Genomic DNA, 18,181 nt, shown 5'->3' on the forward strand with positions numbered 1-18,181 from the left:
GCAGGATAGCTTATCGGTAGCTAACCGTCCCTCCATCCACATGACCAAGCGTTGCACTTATTATCTGAATTCGCGATGTTCGGTTACTCGACCGGAGTGATTTCCGGTACGGTCGATTCGATTCAGACATATTTTCAGCTCGATCCTTCACAAACCGGTTGGGTGGTTTCCAGTATTTTTGTCGGTTGTATTCTCGGTTCGCTGGCGGCAGGCAGACTGGCTGACCGTTTCGGCAGAAAACCCGTCCTGCTGCTGGCAACCTTTGCCTTTGCACTTTCTGCCGCAGGTACAACCTTCGCTGACTCTTTTGCACTGTTTTCTGTTGCACGCATTATTGCTGGTCTGGGCATTGGCCTGGCGGGCACGGTCGCGCCGATGTATATGAGCGAAATCTCACCTGCCAGTATTCGCGGTAAAGCCTCCGGCATCTTTAATCTCTCGCTGGTGGGATCACAAACGCTGGTGTTTCTCGTTAACTATCTGATTGCACGCGGAATGAGCGATGCCTGGCTGGCGGACGAAGGCTGGCGCTGGATGCTGGGTGCACAGTTTGTTCCTGTCGCACTGATGCTGATTTGTACCCTGATCCTGCCGGAATCGCCGCAGTGGTGTATCAGTCAGCGTCAGCATGAGCGGGCGTTGCGGGTATTGTCGCCTATCTATCCCGGTATGAATCAACAGGAAGCACGGCAGATTTTTGCTGCCCGCGCGGCGGAACCTGTAACGGCGAAAGCGGGCGGTCAGTTGCGTCAGATCCTTAGCAATCAGGTGCTGCGTTATGCCTTACTGATTGGCTGCGCAATTGCCATTTTGCAGCAGTTAACCGGGGCCAGCATTGTGATGTATTACGCGCCGCTGATTTTGCAGACCGGGGACATCAGTAAAGACACTATTCTGTTCCAGACCATTTTTATCGGTTTGCTGAATGCGCTGGGGGCGTTTGCCGGGATGAGCCTTTTCGACCGCTTTGGTCGTTTACCGGTCATGAAAGCCGGTACGGTCGGTTCGCTGGTGGCCGTACTGCTGCTGTCATGGAGTATGTACAGCCAGCAGGGGGGGTATCTGGCCATTTTCGCCGCGCTGCTGTTTATGGTGATGTTTGCTATCAGCTGGGGGGCAGGCTGCTGGGTATTGATTGCGGAAATTTTCCCACCACGCATGAAAGGCTATGGCATGGGACTGGCGGTCGGGCTGATGTGGATTTTCAACTTTCTGGTGACTCAGTTCTTCCCGGTCATCAATGAAATTCCTGCTTTGCAGCAGGCCTTTCACGGCGCGTTCAGCATGTGGATCTTTGCCGCACTGAATCTGTTCTGCCTGCTGTTTCTGATGCGCTTTGTACCGGGAACCCGGGGTGTGGCGCTTGAGGATATTGAACAACGGATTGCGCAGCAGCTGAAACCGCGCCAGGCCGCGGCTTCCACCACCCCGGTTTCACAAAAATAAGAGGCAAATCATGATTAAAGCACTCCATGGTATTTCCACCCACTATTGCAATGTGGTCACCGAGGCGCGGATTGCCGCGGAAACCGGCTACGACGGGCTGGAATTTTTGCACTATAAACTGCTGCGTTATCTCGACAACGGTGGCAGCACGGCGGCGCTGAAAAAAATTGTTCACGGCCATCATCTGCAGACTGTTTGCCTGAATGCGCTGATTGATATCGAGCGTTATCAGGGCGAACAGAAACGGACGATGCTGGCGGAGGCAACACGGCTGACGCAGGTCGCTGCTGAGCTGGCATGTCCGACGATTCAGATTCTGGCACAGCATGGCATTGATCATCTGCCACAGCCGCAGATTATGGACATCATGACGGAAAATATTGCTGAGATTGCCGCCATTGGCCAGCAGTATGGCGTGCGTTATCAGATTGAAGTGATTGCCCATACTCAGTTTAACCGGATGTCGCAGGCGCTGGAGGTGATACGCCGCATCGGTAAATATAATGTCGGGCTGGTGATTGATTTCTGGCATCTGTACGCCACGGGAACAACACGGCCGGAGGATGTTGCCGTGCTCGATCCGGCGCTGATTTTTGGTGTGCATTTCTGTGACGGCCGTACACCGCGGGCAGGCGAGGCATGGGAAGAGACGGTGCTGCGCGCGTATATGCCGGGGGAAGGGGATATCGATATTCAGGCCTGGACTGATGCGGTGAAGGCGACCGGTTTTGATGGCGTCTGGTCGGCGGAGCTGTTCAGCCCGGCCTGCTGGGAAATGGACCATCATCAGCTGGCACGTGAAGTCATGGAAAATATGACGCGCTATACCGGTTAACAGCAGAAACCGCCTCGCAGTGTGCTGTGTGTGAGGCGGTATTATCGCTGGCTGACTTTCCCGCATCGTTTATCGCCACTTTCTGCTAGACTACGCGCCATCAACCGCCCGATTTCTGCAGAGAGTATCTTGTGACCGCATTTTCTACCCTGACGCAACTTCCCGCCAGCCAGCTCGCTAACCTTGCCGAACTGGGCTATCAGGCGATGACGCCTATTCAGGCCGCTGCACTGCCTGCCATTCTTGCCGGGCGCGATGTGCGTGCGCAGGCGAAAACCGGCAGTGGCAAAACGGCTGCGTTTGGTCTTGGTGTGCTGCAACAGATCGATGCGACGCAGTACCGCACTCAGTCGCTGGTGCTGTGCCCGACGCGTGAACTAGCCGACCAGGTCAGCAACGAGTTACGCCGTCTGGCACGTTTTACCGCCAACATCAAAATCCTCACCCTGTGCGGCGGACAGCCAATGAATGTGCAGCGCGACTCGCTGCAACACGCGCCGCATATTGTGGTGGGTACGCCGGGACGTATTCTGGATCACCTGAAACGTGAAAACCTGAATCTGGATAATATCGCCACGCTGGTGCTGGATGAAGCCGACCGCATGCTGGAGATGGGATTCCGCGACGATATCGACGCGATTATCCGCTATACGCCAGAACAGCGTCAGACGCTGCTGTTCTCTGCCACCTGGCCGCAGGATATCGCCAATATCAGCAGCCGCGTGCAGCGCGATCCGCTGGCAGTAGCGACAGACGATGCTGCCGAACTGCCTGCCATTGAGCAGACGTTTTATGAAGCCAGCAACCGTGAAAAGCTGTCACTGTTGATCGGTCTGCTTAGTCAGCAGCAGCCTGCCTCCTGTGTGGTGTTCTGCAATACCAAACGTGAATGCGACGATATCGCTGATGCCCTGACCGACAGCCAGATTAGCGCGGTGGCGCTGCATGGCGACCTGGAGCAACGCGATCGTGATCAGGTGCTGATTTGCTTTGCCAACGGCAGCAGCCGGGTGCTGGTGGCGACAGATGTGGCGGCGCGCGGGCTGGATATTAAAGAACTTGAAATGGTGGTGAACTACCAGCTGTCGTTTGATCCGGAAGTGCATGTGCATCGTATCGGCCGTACGGCCCGCGCCGGGCAAGAGGGCAAAGCGGTCAGTTTTGTGGCCGCAGATGAGATGGTGCGCGCCCATGCACTGGAAGATTATCTGCAGATGAAACTGAACTGGCAGCCATCAGCAGAACTGAAATCACAGAAACCGAAGCCGATGCCGGCCGCGATGGCAACACTGTGCATTGATGGTGGCCGTAAAGCGAAAATGCGTCCGGGCGATATCCTGGGCGCGTTGACCGGTGATGCCGGCCTGGCGGGGGAGCAGGTAGGGAAAATTGCCCTGACGCAGACCCATGCTTATGTCGCGATTCGCGTGGATGTTGCACGGCAGGCACTGAAGCAACTGCTGCAGGGGAAAATTAAAGGGAAAACCTGCCGGGCACGTTTGCTGAAGTAGGCATTACATTTCATATCGCAGGGTGATGGTTTGGACACCGTGCCTGCCCAGGGAACACGGTCAGATCGGAAAGTCGCTTTGCGTCATCCATGACCGCTCGGCCCGCGCCATCCCTGGCGCGGGACGCTTTCCTCTTCTGACCGTGTTCCCTGCACTTCGGGCTGATGAGCTGCCTGTTGGCTCAAGACCACGCTATATTTTAGTATTTCGTCACTTCTGGCGCGCGTTGCAGCAAGCCGTCACAGCCTTTCACCAGCGCCTTAAAGTGCTGCTGCTGTTCATGTTCGGCAATCGCCTCTGCGCTTTGCCAGGTTTCATGGAACAGGAACACATTGCCATCTTCCGTACTGCGATAGAGATCGTAATGCACGCAGCCCGCTTCCGCGCGGCTCGGGGCGATACAGGCGCTGAGCACTTTTTTCAGCTCATCGGCTTTTCCCAGGGTGGCAACAAATTTAGCAACAATCATTACGCTCATTTCTTCTCTCCTGTCATTATGATGAGTGCAGCGGTGTTGCCGCTGCCACCCTGAAACGACTCCGTTCTCACTTCCTCTCCGGTCATCCTTTACCGCCGCTGACCGTGACGCTGTGTTAAATCATACCCGTGATCGCGACAAGGGGTGTAAGCAATAAAGAGCAATGATTGAGAATACGCTGCCGGATGATGCTCCCGGAGAGGTTACTGCGCTGCGCATCTGGCAGAGAAGTCATTCCCGGTGGCACAGGGATGCAGAAAAAGGCATCACTTTATGGTCACCACGATTTTGCCCACCTGACCATTGGTTTCCATATAACGCTGTGCATCGGCGATCTCATCCAGAGTGAAGGTTTTATCAATCACCGGTTTCAGCTTGCCAGAACGCAGTCCTGCGCTGACGAAGGACTTCGCGCGCGCCATTTTCTCCGGGTCAGTCGTAATTTCGAACAGTTCATAGCCGCGCAGCGTGAGGTGTTTGCCAAGAATATCAAACACGGGAACGAGCATGTCGCGGCTGTCGAGCGCGCCATACTGGAAAAACATGCCCTGAGGCGCCATCACCTGAGTCAGCTTCGCCACGTCCGGGCCGCCCACAGGATCGAAGACGATATGCGCTCCCTGACCCGCGGTTTCGCGACTGATTTCGGCGACCATATCCTGTTCGGCGGTGGCGATAACCGCGGCCGCACCTGCGTTCAGCAGCAGTTCGCGTTTATCGCTGCTGCGGGTTAACGCAATCGGTCTGGCTCCCAGCATCCTGGCAATCTGAATCGCGGCCAGCCCGACGCTGCTGGAGGCTGCACGGATCACCACATTCTGACCCGCCTGCAGCCTGCCGTACTCGACCAGTGCGCCGTAGGCGGTCACGTACATCATCCAGCTGGCGGCGGCCTCTTCAAAAGAGAGATTTTCCGGATGCTTAACCACGGCATGGACGGGTGCGTTAACCACTTCACCATACATCCCGTACTCACTGAACATAAAAGAGGGGATGACGCTGACCCGATCGCCTGGGGAGAATTGGTTTACATTTTCGCCGACAGCGTCGACCACGCCAGCGGCCTCATAGCCAAGCCGGGCAGGGAATACCGGCGCAATAACATACTGGCCGTTGCGATACATGATTTCTGCCCGATTAAGGCCGATCGCATGGACACGAATCCGCACCTCGCTGGCTGCCGGTGCAGGCACCTGCACATCAATAATTTCCAGCACTTCCGCACCGCCGGTACGGTTGAACGTCACCACTTTAGACATTTGTCAGACCTCGCAGGTTAACGGCATACCCGCAAAAGGGGAGTATGCCCGGTTCATCTGCGTGCACTCTACGGGGTGGTGAGCGGAGTAAAAATAGTCGCGAAGGAACTTCACTGTTATTGATTTCGTAACAATCAGCCTCAGCTACGCTGCAGAGACAATATCCCGCTGAACCAGTCGATAAACACCCGTACCTTTGGCGCAAGATAGCGCCTGTCGGGATACATGACCGACACCGGCTTCGATACCGGAGGATACTGGGTCAGGATTTCCGTCAGTCTGCCCGACGCGATATGGGGAGCAAGGGCATTACAGGTCGCCTGGATAATACCGAGTCCGGCCAAAGCACAGGACAGCAGGATATCTGAATTATCGACCAGCACGCTGCTGGTGGGGCGGCGTGAAACGATCTCACCGTTATCTGTAAATTTCCACTCCATCACTTCGCGGCTGTGATCGCTGAAGAAATTAATCGCCTTATGGTTGTCCAGATCCGCCAGGCTGGATGGTGTTCCGTGCTGCTTCAGATAGGCGGGTGCTGCGCAGGTGACCATGCGTATTTCACCCAGTCGCCGGGAAATAAAACTGCAGTCCGGTAACTCACCGAGACGCACGACACAGTCCACGCTTTCAGCAATGAGATCGGTTTTTTTATCTGAAGAAACCAGTACCACGTCGGTATCAGGATAGCGGGTGGTGAACTCTGCCAGATGAGGGATCAGAATGGTGTGGCTCAGTGCCAGCGGCACATCCAGTCTCAGCCTGCCGCGGGGTGGCAGGGTGGGTGAAAAGTTCGCCATCATGTCATCCACTTCGGCGATAAGATGTTTCGAACGCTGATAAAACGCATCACCTTCAGCCGTCACGTTCAGCTTGCGTGTCGTACGCTGAATCAGTTTTACCCCGAGGTCATCTTCCAGCTGCTGAATCGCCTTACTGACGGCCGGGCGGTGGAGCTGCAGGATATCTGCAGCCTTGGTGAAGCTGCCCTGTTCAACAACCTGCACAAAAATATTAATGTATTCAATCATGTTTGCCCGCATGCCATCCCACCTGATACCCGTCGTCTCTGCTCAGTTCTGTCCTGTATGCACAGGATGTGATTTTCGCGCAGGTCGACCTGCCGCTTCAGAGCATTGTGACCATGAAAATAACATAGTTTGCGTGATCGCAGGTTTAACGGGTTGCCGCCGTTATCGCATACAGCGAGTGTTTTCTGGCGCGTATTGTCTGAAAAATGCCGACATTCAGAACGCCAGCTATTGCATTTTTTTAAATTAATTAGCCAAAACAGTATTTCACCACTCGACCTGATCCGCATCGTGGCTTATGCTGGCAAGGTTTTTTCGCCCATTTTCCGGAGCCTGACACATGAAAGCAGCCACCTTTCTGCTGGCCGGCGCGGCGCTGCTGTTAGCCGCATGCAGCAGCAACGTCGATAATGAACCGCCGCAACAGGCCACTGCCGCCCACGTTCCGGCTGCGGTCAGCATGTCTGCTGTCGCCACGTCTAATTGTGCCAGTGCAGGCGGCACGCTGGCGTTTTCGCGTCAGCTGGATGGCTCGTCAGTGGGTATGTGTCAGATGGCGAACGGACGTCGTTGCAGCGAGACGGCACTGCTGAACGGCAGCTGCGCGCGCTTCTGAGAAAAGAAAACCGGGCCACAACCGTGACCCGGAACGCCGTCAGGCGGTGATTTCGTTGGCGCAGGGTTCGCCTTTCGCCAGCAGACGCAGATTTTCCAGCGTGGTTGCCGAAATACTGGTCAGTGCCTCAGCGGTAAGAAACGCCTGATGACCGGTAAACAGCACGTTATGACAGGCTGACAGGCGACGGAACACATCATCCTGAATCACGTCATTCGATTTGTCCTCAAAGAACAGATCGCGTTCATTTTCATACACGTCCATTCCCAGCGAACCAATTTTCTGCTGTTTTAAGGCATCAATTGCCGCCTGTGAATCAATCAGGCCACCGCGGCTGGTATTGATAATCATCACGCCATCTTTCATCTGGCTAAATGACGTGGCATCCAGCAGGTGATGATTTTCCGGTGTCAGTGGACAGTGCAGGCTGATAACATCGGACTCACGGAACAGCGTTTTGATATCAACATACTCCGCACCCAGCTCCAGCGCCTGGGGATTCGGGTAGGGATCAAACGCCAGCAGGCGCATGCCGAAACCCTTCAGAATACGCAGCGCGGCGATACCGATTTTGCCGGTGCCAATTACCCCGGCAGTACGGCCATGCATATTAAAACCGATTAACCCCTCCAGCGAGAAGTTGGCATCACGGGTACGCTGATACGCGCGATGAATGCGCCGGTTCAGCGTCATCATCATCCCAATGGCGTGTTCCGCCACCGCTTCCGGTGAGTAGGCGGGCACCCGTACTACTTTCAGTCCTAGTGCTTTTGCTGCATCAAGATCGACATTATTAAAGCCGGCACAGCGCAGTGCGATAAATTTCACCCCCAGCGCTGCCAGCTCTTCAAGCACCGCCCGGCTGCCGTCATCATTGACAAAAATGCAGACACCGTCGCAGTCGATAGCGGTTTTCGCCGTATGCTCAGTCAGCAGGAAATCAAAAAACTTCAGCTCATAGCCGTAGCTTTCGTTCACCTGTTCGAGATATTTACGGTCATATTGTTTTGTGCTGTACACCGCAAGTTTCATCGTTACGCTCCTTTTAAAGAACCACTGAATTGAGTGTAACATGCTGAGCAGAGGGAAAAGAGAGAGGATTCCTGGGGGATTATTTTTGTTAAAACTTCACCCCCGGGCGGTTACATGCCATCATCCATGCAGGATGAAAACGGTGGGTGATGATTCGGAGCCATGAGACGGAGCTTTTTACGATTCACTGCTGCGCTGCTGGCGTTGATTTTGCTGCTGGCCGGCCTGATGCTGACGGTCACGCAGTGGCTGCCGCAGCTGGCGGGCATCTGGCTGCCACCCGGCAGTCATATGGAGCTGGACGGCAACCCGCGCTGGCGTGACGGTGGTATCTGGCTGCCGGGCGTGCGTTACTATGCCGCTGACTGCGAACTGGCGGCACTCAGCGATGTTCACTTAACCCGTGATAACCAGCGCTGGCAGGCGAGTGCCGCACAGCTGAGTCTCAATACGCCCTGTCTGAGTAAACTCCCTGCAGAGGAAAACCCCGCCGCACCGCGTTCGCTGGCCGAGTGGCAGTCGATGCTGCCGTCCGCCCGCGTCACGATTGATCAGCTGGTGATCGCGCCTTATCAGCAATACGCCGGGAAGTTACAACTGACGCTCGATGAACAGCAACAGCAACTGGTGTACCGTGGTGACAATCTGCAGCTCGCTGCCCGGTTGCAGGAACAGACGCTGGATATTGCACAACTGAGTATTCGCCATCCGGCACTGGCGCAGCCGGTGGAGCTCGATGGTCAGTTAACCCTGCCGCTTATCCCCGATCATCTGCCGCAAGCCGGTCAGTTACATGGTGCGCTGGCGCTGCAGGGCCTGCCGCAGCCACTGAGTGTGCAGCTGAGCTGGCAGCAGCAGCGCGGCACCTTACAGGTTAACGCGCCAGAGAATGCCACGCCGCTGCTGAGCGTGCCGTGGCAAATCACGCCGCAACAAATCACCATCGAACAGGGCAGCTGGCGCTGGCCGTATGGCACTCAGCCGCTGTCTGGTGGCATTGCGCTGACGCTGGATAACTGGCAGCAGGGACTGGCAGCGACAGAAATCCAGGCGCGTCTCAACCTGCTCACCAGCGGACGCGGTGGTAAGGGCAACGTGGTGCTGACCGTCGGGCCGGGTCATCTGGATATGCTCAACAGCCAGCTACCGCTGCGCCTGACCGGTGAAAGCAAACTGGCGGATTTACAGTTTTACAGTTCACTGCCTGGCGAGATATCCGGCCCGTTGCTGGCGCCGCAGCTGGCACTGCATCCTGGCGCGTTGCTGCGGATGCGGGGCCGTCTGCTGTCTACGCTGGAAGTGGATGAAGCACGCTGGCCGCTGGCGGGGGTTAAGGTGTCGTCGGCGGGCATTTCCGGTCGTTTACAGGCAATTCTGCAGGCGCACGATCCAGAAATGGGGCGCTTTACCCTGCATCTGGACGGGCGCGCCAGTGACTTCTGGCCAGACCAGGGGCGCTGGAACTGGCGCTACTGGGGCAAAGGCTATATGGCACCTCTGGCGGCAGAATGGGATGCCACGGGGACGGGCAGCTGGCAGCAGAGCACCATTGAACTGGATACACTGTCAACCGGCTTCGACCAACTCAGTTACGGCATGGTGCATGTCAACGCGCCGCGCCTGACGCTTACTGCACCGTTGCGCTGGCAGCGTGCGCAGGATGATCCGGCATTTACCGGCGCACTGCAGCTGGCGGCGCAGCAAACCACCTTTAGCGCTGGTGGTTTTCTGCCACCTGCGACGCTCGATGTTCAGCTGAAAGGGCGCGATCCGGCGGGCTTTTTATTCCGTGGCAATCTGAACGCTGAGGCGATAGGCCCGGTGCAGGTCAACGGACGCTGGGATGGCGAACGCCTGCGTGGTCAGGCGTGGTGGCCCGCACAGGCGCTGATCGTCTTCCAGCCACTGCTGAGTCGTGATTTGAAAATGAAGATTCAGTCCGGCACGCTGAAAGCGCAGGTGGCCTTCTCTGCCGCGGCCGGGCAGGGGTTCCAGGCGGGCGGCCACTGGGTGGTCAGTAATGGCAGTCTCTGGATGCCGGATAATGAGATTAACGGTGTCGACTTCTCGCTGCCGTTCCGCCTGAAAGATCATCAGTGGACCTTCGGCCTGCGTGGCCCGGTGTCGCTGCGTATCAAAGAGATTAAAAATCAGTTCTCGATTGCCAATGTGGCGGCCGATTTGCAGGGGCATTATCCGTGGAGTGAACAGCAGCCACTGCGCTTAACCGATGTCAGTGTGGATCTGCTGGGCGGCAAACTGATGATGGCACAACTGGCATTGCCGCAGCATCAGGCTGCCACCATTCAGCTGCGCGATATCGATCTCAGTGAACTGATTACGGCGATTAAACCGAAACAAATCGCCATGTCCGGGCGGGTCAATGGCGCACTGCCGCTGTGGCTCAATCATCCGCAGTGGCTGGTGAAAGAGGGCTGGATTGCCAACCACGGCCCGCTGACGCTGCGCATTGATCCGGCGATGGCCGATGCGATTTCCGGCAATAATATGGCTGCCGGCGCGGCAATGGACTGGCTGCGCTATATGGAAATATCACGCTCGTGGGCCACCCTTAATCTCAGTAATCTCGGCGAACTGACCATGCAGGCGCGCGTGGATGGCAGCAGCCGTTTCAGCGATAAAACGCAGCGCGTGTCGCTGAATTACACCCATCGCGAGAATCTGTTTCAGCTGTGGCGCAGTCTGCGCTTTGGCGATAATCTGCAATCATGGGTGGAGCAAAATGCCACTCTGCCGTCGCAAAAGGAAATCAAGAGTGATGACACCAATAACTAAGGCGTTGTGGCTGCTGCCGCTGACCGGTGTGCTGGCAGGCTGCGTGCCGCGCATTGAGGTTGCCGCGCCGAAAGAGCCGATCACCATCAATATGAATGTCAAAATTGAGCATGAAATCCATATCCGGGTTGATAAAGATGTGGAAGCCCTGCTGAAAAACCAAAGCGATCTGTTCTAACGGGAGCTGGCGATGAAGAAGGTAATCTGGCTGGTGCTGTTGGGCGTGTTGCTGTCACCGTCGGCGTGGGCGTTATCGCTGGATGAAGCACGCCAGCAGGGACGGGTAGGGGAAACCCTGAGTGGTTATATTGCGGCGATTAAACAGGACACTGACACGCTGGCACTGGTGGCAAAAATCAATCAGGGGCGTGAGCAGCAGTATCGGCAGCTGGCGAGCCGCAATAATCTGTCGACGGCCGAAGTGGCGCGGATTGCCGGTGAGAAGCTGGTGCAGAGAGCGCAGTCGGGGGAATATGTGCGGGGTATTAACGGGCAGTGGCTGAAGAAAGAGTAATCATTTCCTTCCCCCGCGTGGCGGGGGAAGGAGAAAGACTTAAGCCGCAACGATCTGCTTGATGGCGTCTTTCGCGTCGGTAGTTGCTTTGGTCGCCACTTCCGGACCGTAAGCGATACCTTCTGCGAACACGAAGTTCACATCAGTGATACCGATAAAGCCCAGGAACAGTTTAACGTATGGCGTCAGCAGGTCGCTTGGGGTGTCTTTGTGGATACCACCACGGCTGGACACGATCACAGCGCGTTTGCCTTTCACCAGACCTTCCGGGCCTGCTTCGGTGTAACGGAAAGTAACACCAGCACGGGCAATCAGGTCGAAATAGTTTTTCAGCTGCGTTGGGATGTTGAAGTTGTACATTGGTGCAGCAATTACCACGGTGTCGTGTGCCTGCAGTTCAGCAATCAGTTCATCAGACAGCGCCAGTGCTTCCTGCTGACGTGGGGTCAGCTGTGCATCGGACGGACGCAGTGCGCCAACCAGTTCACCATCCAGTACCGGGATTGGATTTGCAGCCAGGTCACGCACGGTTACCTGATTGCCTGCGGCTTTCGCTTCTTCAGCGTAGAAATCAGCCAGCTGACCTGACTGTGAATAACCGGCGAGAATACTGGATTTCAGAACTAATACTTTACTCATGATTATTTCCTGTCTGTTAACGCGGAGGCTGTCCGCTCAATGATTTACACTGTAGGAGTATTTATGGCGCAGTGATAGCGCAATATTTCGAGACCTATGTTCGAAAATATTGAACAATCATACTGAGAGATGGCGATCACATTTAATCCCCTGTGCTAAACTGCGCGCCGACTGATAAATAACTGACAGCCAGCACAGCTGGCATATGGCGGTGGCGCTTCCTCTGATAATTAACTGCTGCCGCAGCAACCAGGTACTGAACACGCATGTCTGAACATAGCAACAATTCCCCTTTACAGGCGCTCTGGTCGCGACTGGATAATCTGATGCTGCGCGACCGCCAGCGTCTTCAGCGCCGCCTGCACGGCGCGAAAAAGGTCAAAAATGCCGCAGCGCAGCAGGGCATTGCCGACGACCTGCTGAAAGAGATAGCCGAAGCGGAACAGCGCGTAGCGCTGCGCCAGGCGGCCACGCCGAAAATCACCTTTCCAGATAATCTGCCGGTTAGCCAGAAAAAACAGGCGATTGCTGAGGCGATTCGCGATCACCAGGTGGTGATTGTCGCCGGTGAAACCGGTTCGGGGAAAACCACTCAGCTGCCGAAAATTTGTCTGGAGCTGGGACGCGGCATCAAAGGGCTGATTGGTCATACCCAGCCGCGCCGTCTGGCAGCACGCACGGTGGCGAACCGTATTGCCGACGAGCTGGAAACCTCGCTCGGCGGTTGTGTCGGCTATAAGGTGCGTTTTAACGACCAGGTGGGCGACACCACGCAGGTGAAGCTGATGACTGACGGTATTTTGCTGGCAGAAATCCAGCAGGATCGTCTGCTGATGCAGTATGACACCATCATTATCGATGAAGCCCACGAACGCAGCCTGAATATCGATTTCCTGCTGGGTTACCTGCGTGAGCTGCTGCCGCGCCGTCCCGACCTCAAAATCATTATTACCTCCGCAACCATCGACCCTGAGCGTTTTTCGCGCCATTTCAATAACGCGCCGATTATCGAAGTCTCCGGCCGGACGTATCCGGTGGAAGTACGCTATCGCCCGATGATGGAAGACGGTGACGACAGTGACCGTGACCAGCTGCAGGCCATTTTTGATGCGGTGGATGAGCTGGGCGAGGAGGGGCACGGCGATATTCTGATTTTTATGAGCGGTGAGCGTGAAATCCGCGATACTGCCGATGCACTGATGAAACGGGATTTGCCGCATACCGAGGTGCTGCCGCTGTATGCGCGGCTGTCGAATGCCGAGCAGAACCGGGTGTTCCAGCCGCATGTGGGCCGCCGTATCGTGCTGGCGACCAACGTGGCAGAAACCTCGCTGACGGTGCCGGGCATCAAATATGTTATCGACCCCGGCACTGCGCGTATCAGTCGTTACAGCTACCGCACCAAAGTGCAGCGCCTGCCGATTGAGCCGGTTTCACAGGCGTCTGCTAATCAGCGTAAAGGGCGTTGTGGCCGTGTATCGGAAGGGATCTGTATCCGCCTGTATGCGGAAGAGGATTTCAATAATCGCCCGGAATTTACCGATCCGGAGATTCTGCGCACCAACCTTGCCTCGGTTATTCTGCAAATGACCGCGCTCGGGCTGGGCGATATCAGCGCCTTCCCGTTTGTCGAAGCACCGGATAAACGCAATATTCAGGATGGTGTGCGCCTGCTGGAAGAACTGGGGGCGATTACGCAGCCAGATGGTCAGCAGTACAAGCTGACGGCATCCGGTCGTCAGCTGGCACAACTGCCTGTTGACCCGCGCCTGGCGCGGATGGTGCTGGCGGCGCAGAATCATGGCTGCGTGCGTGAAGTGATGATCATCACCGCCGCATTGTCGATTCAGGACCCGCGCGAACGCCCGGTTGAAAAACAGCAGGCCTCTGACGAGAAACATCGTCGTTTTGCCGATAAAGAGTCCGATTTCCTGGCGTTCGTCAATCTGTGGAACTATCTGCAGGAGCAGCAGAAAGCGCTGTCCTCGAGCCAGTTCCGTCGTCAGTGTAAAACTGATTTCCTTAACTACCTGCGCGTGCGCGAATGGCAGGATATTTATACCCAGCTGCGCCAGGTGGTGCGTGAACTGGGACTGCCGGTTAACAGCGAACCTGCAGAGTTCCGCGAGGTGCATCTGGCGCTGTTAAGCGGTTTGCTGTCGCATATTGGTCAGAAGGATGCGGAAAAGCAGGAATTTACCGGCGCGCGTAATGCCCGTTTCGCCATCTTCCCCGGTTCCGCGTTGTTTAAGAAGCCGCCGAAATGGACCATGGTCGCCGAACTGGTGGAAACCAGCCGCCTGTGGGGACGGATTGCCGCGCGTATTGAGCCAGAGTGGATTGAACCGCTGGCGCAGCATCTGCTGAAGCGCAGCTACAGCGAACCACACTGGGAAAAAGCGCAGGGCGCGGTGATGGCGATGGAAAAAGTCACGCTGTATGGCCTGCCGATTGTGGCTGCGCGCAAAGTGAACTACAGCCAGATCGATCCGGCACTGTCGCGCGAGCTGTTTATCCGCCATGCGCTGGTGGAAGGTGACTGGCAGACGCGTCATGCGTTTTTCAAAGCGAACCTGAAACTGCGCAGTGAGATTGAAGAGCTGGAACACAAGTCGCGCCGGCGCGATATTCTGGTGGATGACGAAACGCTGTTTGCTTTCTATGACCAGCGTATCGGCCATGAGGTGGTGTCTGCCCGTCATTTTGACAGCTGGTGGAAAAACGCCAGCAAAGAGACGCCGGAACTGCTCAACTTCGCCAAAGAGATGCTGATTAAAGAGGGCGCGGGCAATGTCAGCAAGCTGGATTACCCGAATTTCTGGCATCAGGGCAATCTCAAGCTGCGCCTGAGTTATCAGTTTGAACCGGGTGCGGATGCTGATGGCGTCACCGTCTATATCCCGCTGCCGTTGCTGAATCAGGTGGAAGAGGCGGGCTTTGAGTGGCAAATCCCGGGCATTCGCCGCGAACTGGTGATTGCGCTGATTAAGTCATTGCCGAAACCGTTACGCCGTAACTTTGTGCCGGCGCCGAACTATGCGGAAGCGTTTCTCGATCGCGTAACGCCACTGGAAATGCCGCTGCTGGAGGCGCTGGAACGCGAATTCCGCCGCATGTCCGGAGTGACCCTCCCGCGTGATGCCTGGCAGTGGGATCAGGTGCCCGATCACCTGAAAATCACTTTCCGCGTGGTTGATGAAAACAATCGTAAGCTGCAGGAAGGTAAAGATCTTACCGCACTGCGTGAATCGCTGAAGGGAAAGGTGCAGGAAACCCTGTCGCAGGTGGCGGATGACGGACTGGAACAGAGTGGTCTGCATCTGTGGAGTTTTGGCGATTTACCAGACCATTTCGAGCAAAAACGTGGCAATTACAGCGTGAAAGCCTGGCCTGCACTGGTGGATGAAAAAGACAGTGTGGCGATTCGTCTGTTCGACAGCCCGCAGGAGCAGCAGAAGATGATGTGGCGCGGACAGCGTCGCCTGTTGCTGCTGAATATTCCATCGCCGATTAAGTATCTGCATGAAAAACTGCCGAATAAAGCCAAACTGGGACTCTATTTTAACCCTTACGGCAAGGTGCTGGAGCTGATCGACGACTGTATAGCCTGCGGCGTCGATAAGCTGATGGCGGAATTCGGTGGCCCGAGCTGGCAGGAAGCGGACTACACCCGTCTGCACGATAAAGTGCGTGCAGAACTGAATGAGACGGTGGTGGAGATTGCGCAACTGGTGGAGCAGATTCTGACCACTATCTTCAGTATCAATAAGCGTCTGAAAGGGCGTGTGGATATGACGATGGCGCTGGCGTTGTCGGATGTGAAAGCGCAGATGGACCGGCTGGTGTATCGCGGCTTTGTCACCGGCAATGGCTGGAAGCGTCTGCCAGATACCCTGCGTTATCTGCAGGCCATCGAACGACGTCTGGAGAAGCTGCCGACCGATCCGCACAGCGATCGTGCCCGCATGCTGAAAGTGGAACAGGTGCAACAGGCGTGGCAGAACTGGCTGAATAAACTGCCGCCTGCGCGTCGTTATGACGACGAGGTGCAGACGATTCGCTGGATGATTGAGGAGCTGCGTGTCAGTTACTTCGCCCAGCAACTGGGGACGCCGTATCCGGTATCGGATAAACGTATTCTGCAGGCGATGGAGCAGATTGCGGTGTGATAGGGATATGCTCTTCCCCCACATTGTGGGGGAAAGGGCGTTTATTGCTGCGCCAGTTGTTCCAGCTGATCGCGAAAAGCGGTTACCGCCACAGCGCGGTTATCGGCGCGATAGCGATCTTTCGCCGCCGGGGCAGAACTCTGTACTGCAATCAGTTGCCAGCCATCAGCCGTATTAAGCAGCAGTGGTGAACCGCTGTCGCCGGGAAGAGTATCGCACTGGTGCGACAGCACCGAACGCTGTGCCCAGCCCGTGACCAGGCAGTCGCTGTGCGAATACAGAGTATCGAGATGATCTTCCGGATAGCCTGCCTGGGTCACTTTGCGATCGGCCTCTTTCAGCGCGGCGGTCAGTTCGTTACGTGAACCGGCAAACAGCGGCACGGGAGTGATGCCGGATGGCGGGTTACGCAGAATGATCAGCCCAAAGTCATAAGGCGCCGCTGCCGGCGGCACAATCCAGCCATCGCCATCGGCCTTCAATTTTTTCCCCAGCGAGCTGTCCACGCGCACGTCGATATCGTGAATTTCATAACGCCAGCCGCTGGCGCCAGAAATAAAGCGCAGTGCTACGGGTTTATCGGGTTTACCGGGCGGTGCCAGCAGACAGTGGCCTGCGGTCAGTGCCAGATGGGCGGAAATCAGCGTTGCACTACACAGGTTACCGCTCTCGGTTTCCAGCTGACCAATCGCTTCCCAGGGCGCGCGGCTGATGGCATCGACAGGTTTACGGTCATCATGACCAAAAAACAGCGTCTGGGTGTCCTCTTTGCTCGCGGTATCGTCATCATCATCAGCATGGCAATACGGAGCCAGCGACAGCAATCCTACTAATAAAACAGCCGTTATGCGCATATCACTCTCAGGAAGGGCGAAACTATTGCTATTGGTTTTTATCACGCGTGTTACGCGTTTAACTATAGACGGTGAGACGGAATAAAGGGAGTTTAATTTGTAATATCAGGGCACTACACCAGCTAAAGCCAGAAGAGGGCGGTAATGATCCCGCACAGGATCATCGTCACAAGGATGATCTCGAACAGATAGCGACGCACCATTTCCGCTACTCCATGAAAGAGACACCCGGATAATCCGGGTGTTTGTCATAGTGGGGTGTTGCTGGCTGGCAGATTACGCTGCTGGGGTTACTGCTTTTTTAGCCACTTTTTTGTGGTGCTTTTTAGCAGCCTGCGCTTTCTGAGCGACTGGTTTAGCGGCTTTTTTGTGGTGCTTTTTAGCAGCCTGCGCTTTCTGAGCGGCTGGTTTAGTCGCTTTTTTGTGGAGTTTTTTAGCAGCCTGCGCTTTCTGGGCTACTGGTTTAGTCGCTTTTTTGTGCTTTTTAGCCGCCTGGGCTTTTTGCGCAGCTGGTTTAGCGGCTTTTTTGTGGTGCTTTTTCGCAGCCTGAGCTTTCTGCTCGGCTTTTTTATGTTTTTTATGCACGGTTTTCTGTGCAGTGGCTTTCACTGGTGCGGCAGTCGTCGCGGTGGCGGTTGGTGCAGCAGCTGGTGCTGGCGTTGCAGTGGTTTCAGCAGCGAAAGCAACTGAAGACAGGCCCATAGCAGCGGCAACAACCAGAGAGACTAATTTTTTCATCACAGAATCCTCAAAAGAGATTTTCATCATTTAGCCCACTGCGGGGCCGGTGAAGAGACTATAGGTAAATCGCGCTCAGGTTTCCGTGAGTGTTTGGTATCGGCGTGTAACGGAATGTACAATCGCTAATATACTGAAAAATAAAGGCTGTTTTGCTGCTGCGTGACGGCGATCGTGAAACGCAGATAAAAATTTTCTGGAAACCCCCTTTTTTTACTGAACGCTGGTATTGCGATGCACCTGAATTCAGTCCTCAGGAGCTG

15 protein-coding genes are annotated in these 18,181 nt (G+C 55.7%); 8 read left to right on the forward strand and 7 right to left on the reverse strand.

Going from position 1 to position 18,181, the window contains the following annotated elements; all coding sequences use genetic code 11:
- The first annotated feature begins 51 nt into the window (after window positions 1-51).
- The 3 genes from ACSZO1_RS06930 to dbpA all read left to right on the forward strand — a co-directional run bounded on the left by ACSZO1_RS06930 (window position 52) and on the right by dbpA (window position 3,792).
- On the forward strand, window positions 52-1,446 hold the full coding sequence (locus ACSZO1_RS06930; RefSeq protein ID WP_437610866.1) for a sugar porter family MFS transporter: 1,395 nt from the start codon (window positions 52-54) through the stop codon (window positions 1,444-1,446).
- A 10-nt stretch (window positions 1,447-1,456) separates the two neighbouring features.
- Window positions 1,457-2,281 carry a sugar phosphate isomerase/epimerase family protein gene (locus tag ACSZO1_RS06935; protein ID WP_437610868.1) on the forward strand — a complete coding sequence of 275 codons (825 nt, stop codon included), beginning with the start codon at window positions 1,457-1,459 and terminating at the stop codon, window positions 2,279-2,281.
- A 131-nt stretch (window positions 2,282-2,412) separates the two neighbouring features.
- Window positions 2,413-3,792, forward strand: coding sequence for an ATP-dependent RNA helicase DbpA (gene dbpA, locus ACSZO1_RS06940; RefSeq protein ID WP_437610870.1), 1,380 nt, complete (start codon window positions 2,413-2,415; stop codon window positions 3,790-3,792).
- Window positions 3,793-3,991: 199 nt separating this feature from the next.
- Here the strand turns inward: dbpA and ACSZO1_RS06945 are convergent, their stop codons facing one another.
- From ACSZO1_RS06945 to ACSZO1_RS06955, 3 genes are all read right to left on the reverse strand, one after another.
- A complete protein-coding gene (locus ACSZO1_RS06945) occupies window positions 3,992-4,270 on the reverse strand; it encodes a putative quinol monooxygenase (RefSeq protein ID WP_437610872.1) in 279 nt (92 codons plus the stop codon).
- A 266-nt stretch (window positions 4,271-4,536) separates the two neighbouring features.
- Window positions 4,537-5,529 (reverse strand): zinc-dependent alcohol dehydrogenase family protein, encoded by a 993-nt coding sequence (locus ACSZO1_RS06950; RefSeq protein ID WP_437610874.1) that lies wholly within the window; start codon window positions 5,527-5,529, stop codon window positions 4,537-4,539.
- 140 nt (window positions 5,530-5,669) lie between these two features.
- Window positions 5,670-6,560 carry a LysR substrate-binding domain-containing protein gene (locus ACSZO1_RS06955; RefSeq protein WP_437610876.1) on the reverse strand — a complete coding sequence of 297 codons (891 nt, stop codon included), beginning with the start codon at window positions 6,558-6,560 and terminating at the stop codon, window positions 5,670-5,672.
- Between the two features lie 340 nt (window positions 6,561-6,900).
- On the opposite strand from ACSZO1_RS06955, the gene ACSZO1_RS06960 reads away from it, so the two are divergent.
- Window positions 6,901-7,176, forward strand: coding sequence for a putative hemolysin (locus tag ACSZO1_RS06960; protein WP_437610878.1), 276 nt, complete (start codon window positions 6,901-6,903; stop codon window positions 7,174-7,176).
- A 39-nt stretch (window positions 7,177-7,215) separates the two neighbouring features.
- On the opposite strand, the gene ACSZO1_RS06965 is transcribed toward ACSZO1_RS06960, so the two are convergent.
- On the reverse strand, window positions 7,216-8,208 hold the full coding sequence (locus ACSZO1_RS06965) for a 2-hydroxyacid dehydrogenase (RefSeq protein WP_437610880.1): 993 nt from the start codon (window positions 8,206-8,208) through the stop codon (window positions 7,216-7,218).
- A 162-nt stretch (window positions 8,209-8,370) separates the two neighbouring features.
- Between ACSZO1_RS06965 and ACSZO1_RS06970 the strand changes: the two genes are divergently transcribed.
- From ACSZO1_RS06970 to ACSZO1_RS06980, 3 genes are read left to right on the forward strand one after another with little or no spacing between them, the layout of a single operon-like run.
- A complete protein-coding gene (locus ACSZO1_RS06970; protein ID WP_437610882.1) occupies window positions 8,371-11,004 on the forward strand; it encodes a YdbH family protein in 2,634 nt (877 codons plus the stop codon).
- Entirely contained in the window at window positions 10,988-11,182 is a 195-nt protein-coding gene (locus ACSZO1_RS06975; RefSeq protein ID WP_437610884.1) for a YnbE family lipoprotein, read from the forward strand. The genes ACSZO1_RS06970 and ACSZO1_RS06975 overlap by 17 nt, the downstream gene beginning before the upstream one ends.
- A 12-nt stretch (window positions 11,183-11,194) precedes the next feature.
- Window positions 11,195-11,518 carry a YdbL family protein gene (locus ACSZO1_RS06980; protein WP_437610886.1) on the forward strand — a complete coding sequence of 108 codons (324 nt, stop codon included), beginning with the start codon at window positions 11,195-11,197 and terminating at the stop codon, window positions 11,516-11,518.
- 39 nt (window positions 11,519-11,557) lie between these two features.
- Here ACSZO1_RS06980 and azoR read toward each other — a convergent pair whose 3' ends face one another.
- Window positions 11,558-12,157: an FMN-dependent NADH-azoreductase gene (azoR, locus tag ACSZO1_RS06985; protein ID WP_437610888.1), complete on the reverse strand. Its 600-nt coding sequence runs from the start codon at window positions 12,155-12,157 to the stop codon at window positions 11,558-11,560.
- Window positions 12,158-12,423: 266 nt separating this feature from the next.
- Here azoR and hrpA point away from each other — a divergent pair, with 266 nt between their 5' ends.
- The gene (hrpA, locus tag ACSZO1_RS06990; RefSeq protein WP_437610889.1) at window positions 12,424-16,326 is read left to right on the forward strand and encodes an ATP-dependent RNA helicase HrpA; all 3,903 of its coding nucleotides are present in this window, start codon (window positions 12,424-12,426) and stop codon (window positions 16,324-16,326) included.
- A gap of 41 nt (window positions 16,327-16,367) precedes the next feature.
- Here the strand turns inward: hrpA and ACSZO1_RS06995 are convergent, their stop codons facing one another.
- Together ACSZO1_RS06995 and asr are read right to left on the reverse strand one after the other, a co-directional pair.
- The gene (locus ACSZO1_RS06995; protein ID WP_437610891.1) at window positions 16,368-17,180 is read right to left on the reverse strand and encodes a trypsin-like serine peptidase; all 813 of its coding nucleotides are present in this window, start codon (window positions 17,178-17,180) and stop codon (window positions 16,368-16,370) included.
- 276 nt (window positions 17,181-17,456) lie between these two features.
- Window positions 17,457-17,918: an acid resistance repetitive basic protein Asr gene (asr, locus tag ACSZO1_RS07000; RefSeq protein WP_437610893.1), complete on the reverse strand. Its 462-nt coding sequence runs from the start codon at window positions 17,916-17,918 to the stop codon at window positions 17,457-17,459.
- Window positions 17,919-18,181: the final 263 nt, after the last annotated feature.

It is taken from the genome of Erwinia sp. V71, from assembly GCF_965644245.1.
Lineage (GTDB): Bacteria > Pseudomonadota > Gammaproteobacteria > Enterobacterales > Enterobacteriaceae > Erwinia.

Bases quoted from the DNA above. Each gene is read 5' to 3' on its own strand.
- ACSZO1_RS06935 (WP_437610868.1), top strand. From the start codon at position 1,457: ATGATTAAAGCACTCCATGGTATTTCCACCCACTATTGCAATGTGGTC.
- ACSZO1_RS06945 (WP_437610872.1), bottom strand. From the start codon at position 4,270: ATGAGCGTAATGATTGTTGCTAAATTTGTTGCCACCCTGGGAAAAGCC.
- ACSZO1_RS06950 (WP_437610874.1), bottom strand. From the start codon at position 5,529: ATGTCTAAAGTGGTGACGTTCAACCGTACCGGCGGTGCGGAAGTGCTG.
- ACSZO1_RS06955 (WP_437610876.1), bottom strand. From the start codon at position 6,560: ATGATTGAATACATTAATATTTTTGTGCAGGTTGTTGAACAGGGCAGC.
- ACSZO1_RS06960 (WP_437610878.1), top strand. From the start codon at position 6,901: ATGAAAGCAGCCACCTTTCTGCTGGCCGGCGCGGCGCTGCTGTTAGCC.
- ACSZO1_RS06965 (WP_437610880.1), bottom strand. From the start codon at position 8,208: ATGAAACTTGCGGTGTACAGCACAAAACAATATGACCGTAAATATCTC.
- ACSZO1_RS06970 (WP_437610882.1), top strand. From the start codon at position 8,371: ATGAGACGGAGCTTTTTACGATTCACTGCTGCGCTGCTGGCGTTGATT.
- ACSZO1_RS06975 (WP_437610884.1), top strand. From the start codon at position 10,988: ATGACACCAATAACTAAGGCGTTGTGGCTGCTGCCGCTGACCGGTGTG.
- ACSZO1_RS06980 (WP_437610886.1), top strand. From the start codon at position 11,195: ATGAAGAAGGTAATCTGGCTGGTGCTGTTGGGCGTGTTGCTGTCACCG.
- azoR (WP_437610888.1), bottom strand. From the start codon at position 12,157: ATGAGTAAAGTATTAGTTCTGAAATCCAGTATTCTCGCCGGTTATTCA.
- hrpA (WP_437610889.1), top strand. From the start codon at position 12,424: ATGTCTGAACATAGCAACAATTCCCCTTTACAGGCGCTCTGGTCGCGA.
- ACSZO1_RS06995 (WP_437610891.1), bottom strand. From the start codon at position 17,180: ATGCGCATAACGGCTGTTTTATTAGTAGGATTGCTGTCGCTGGCTCCG.
- asr (WP_437610893.1), bottom strand. From the start codon at position 17,918: ATGAAAAAATTAGTCTCTCTGGTTGTTGCCGCTGCTATGGGCCTGTCT.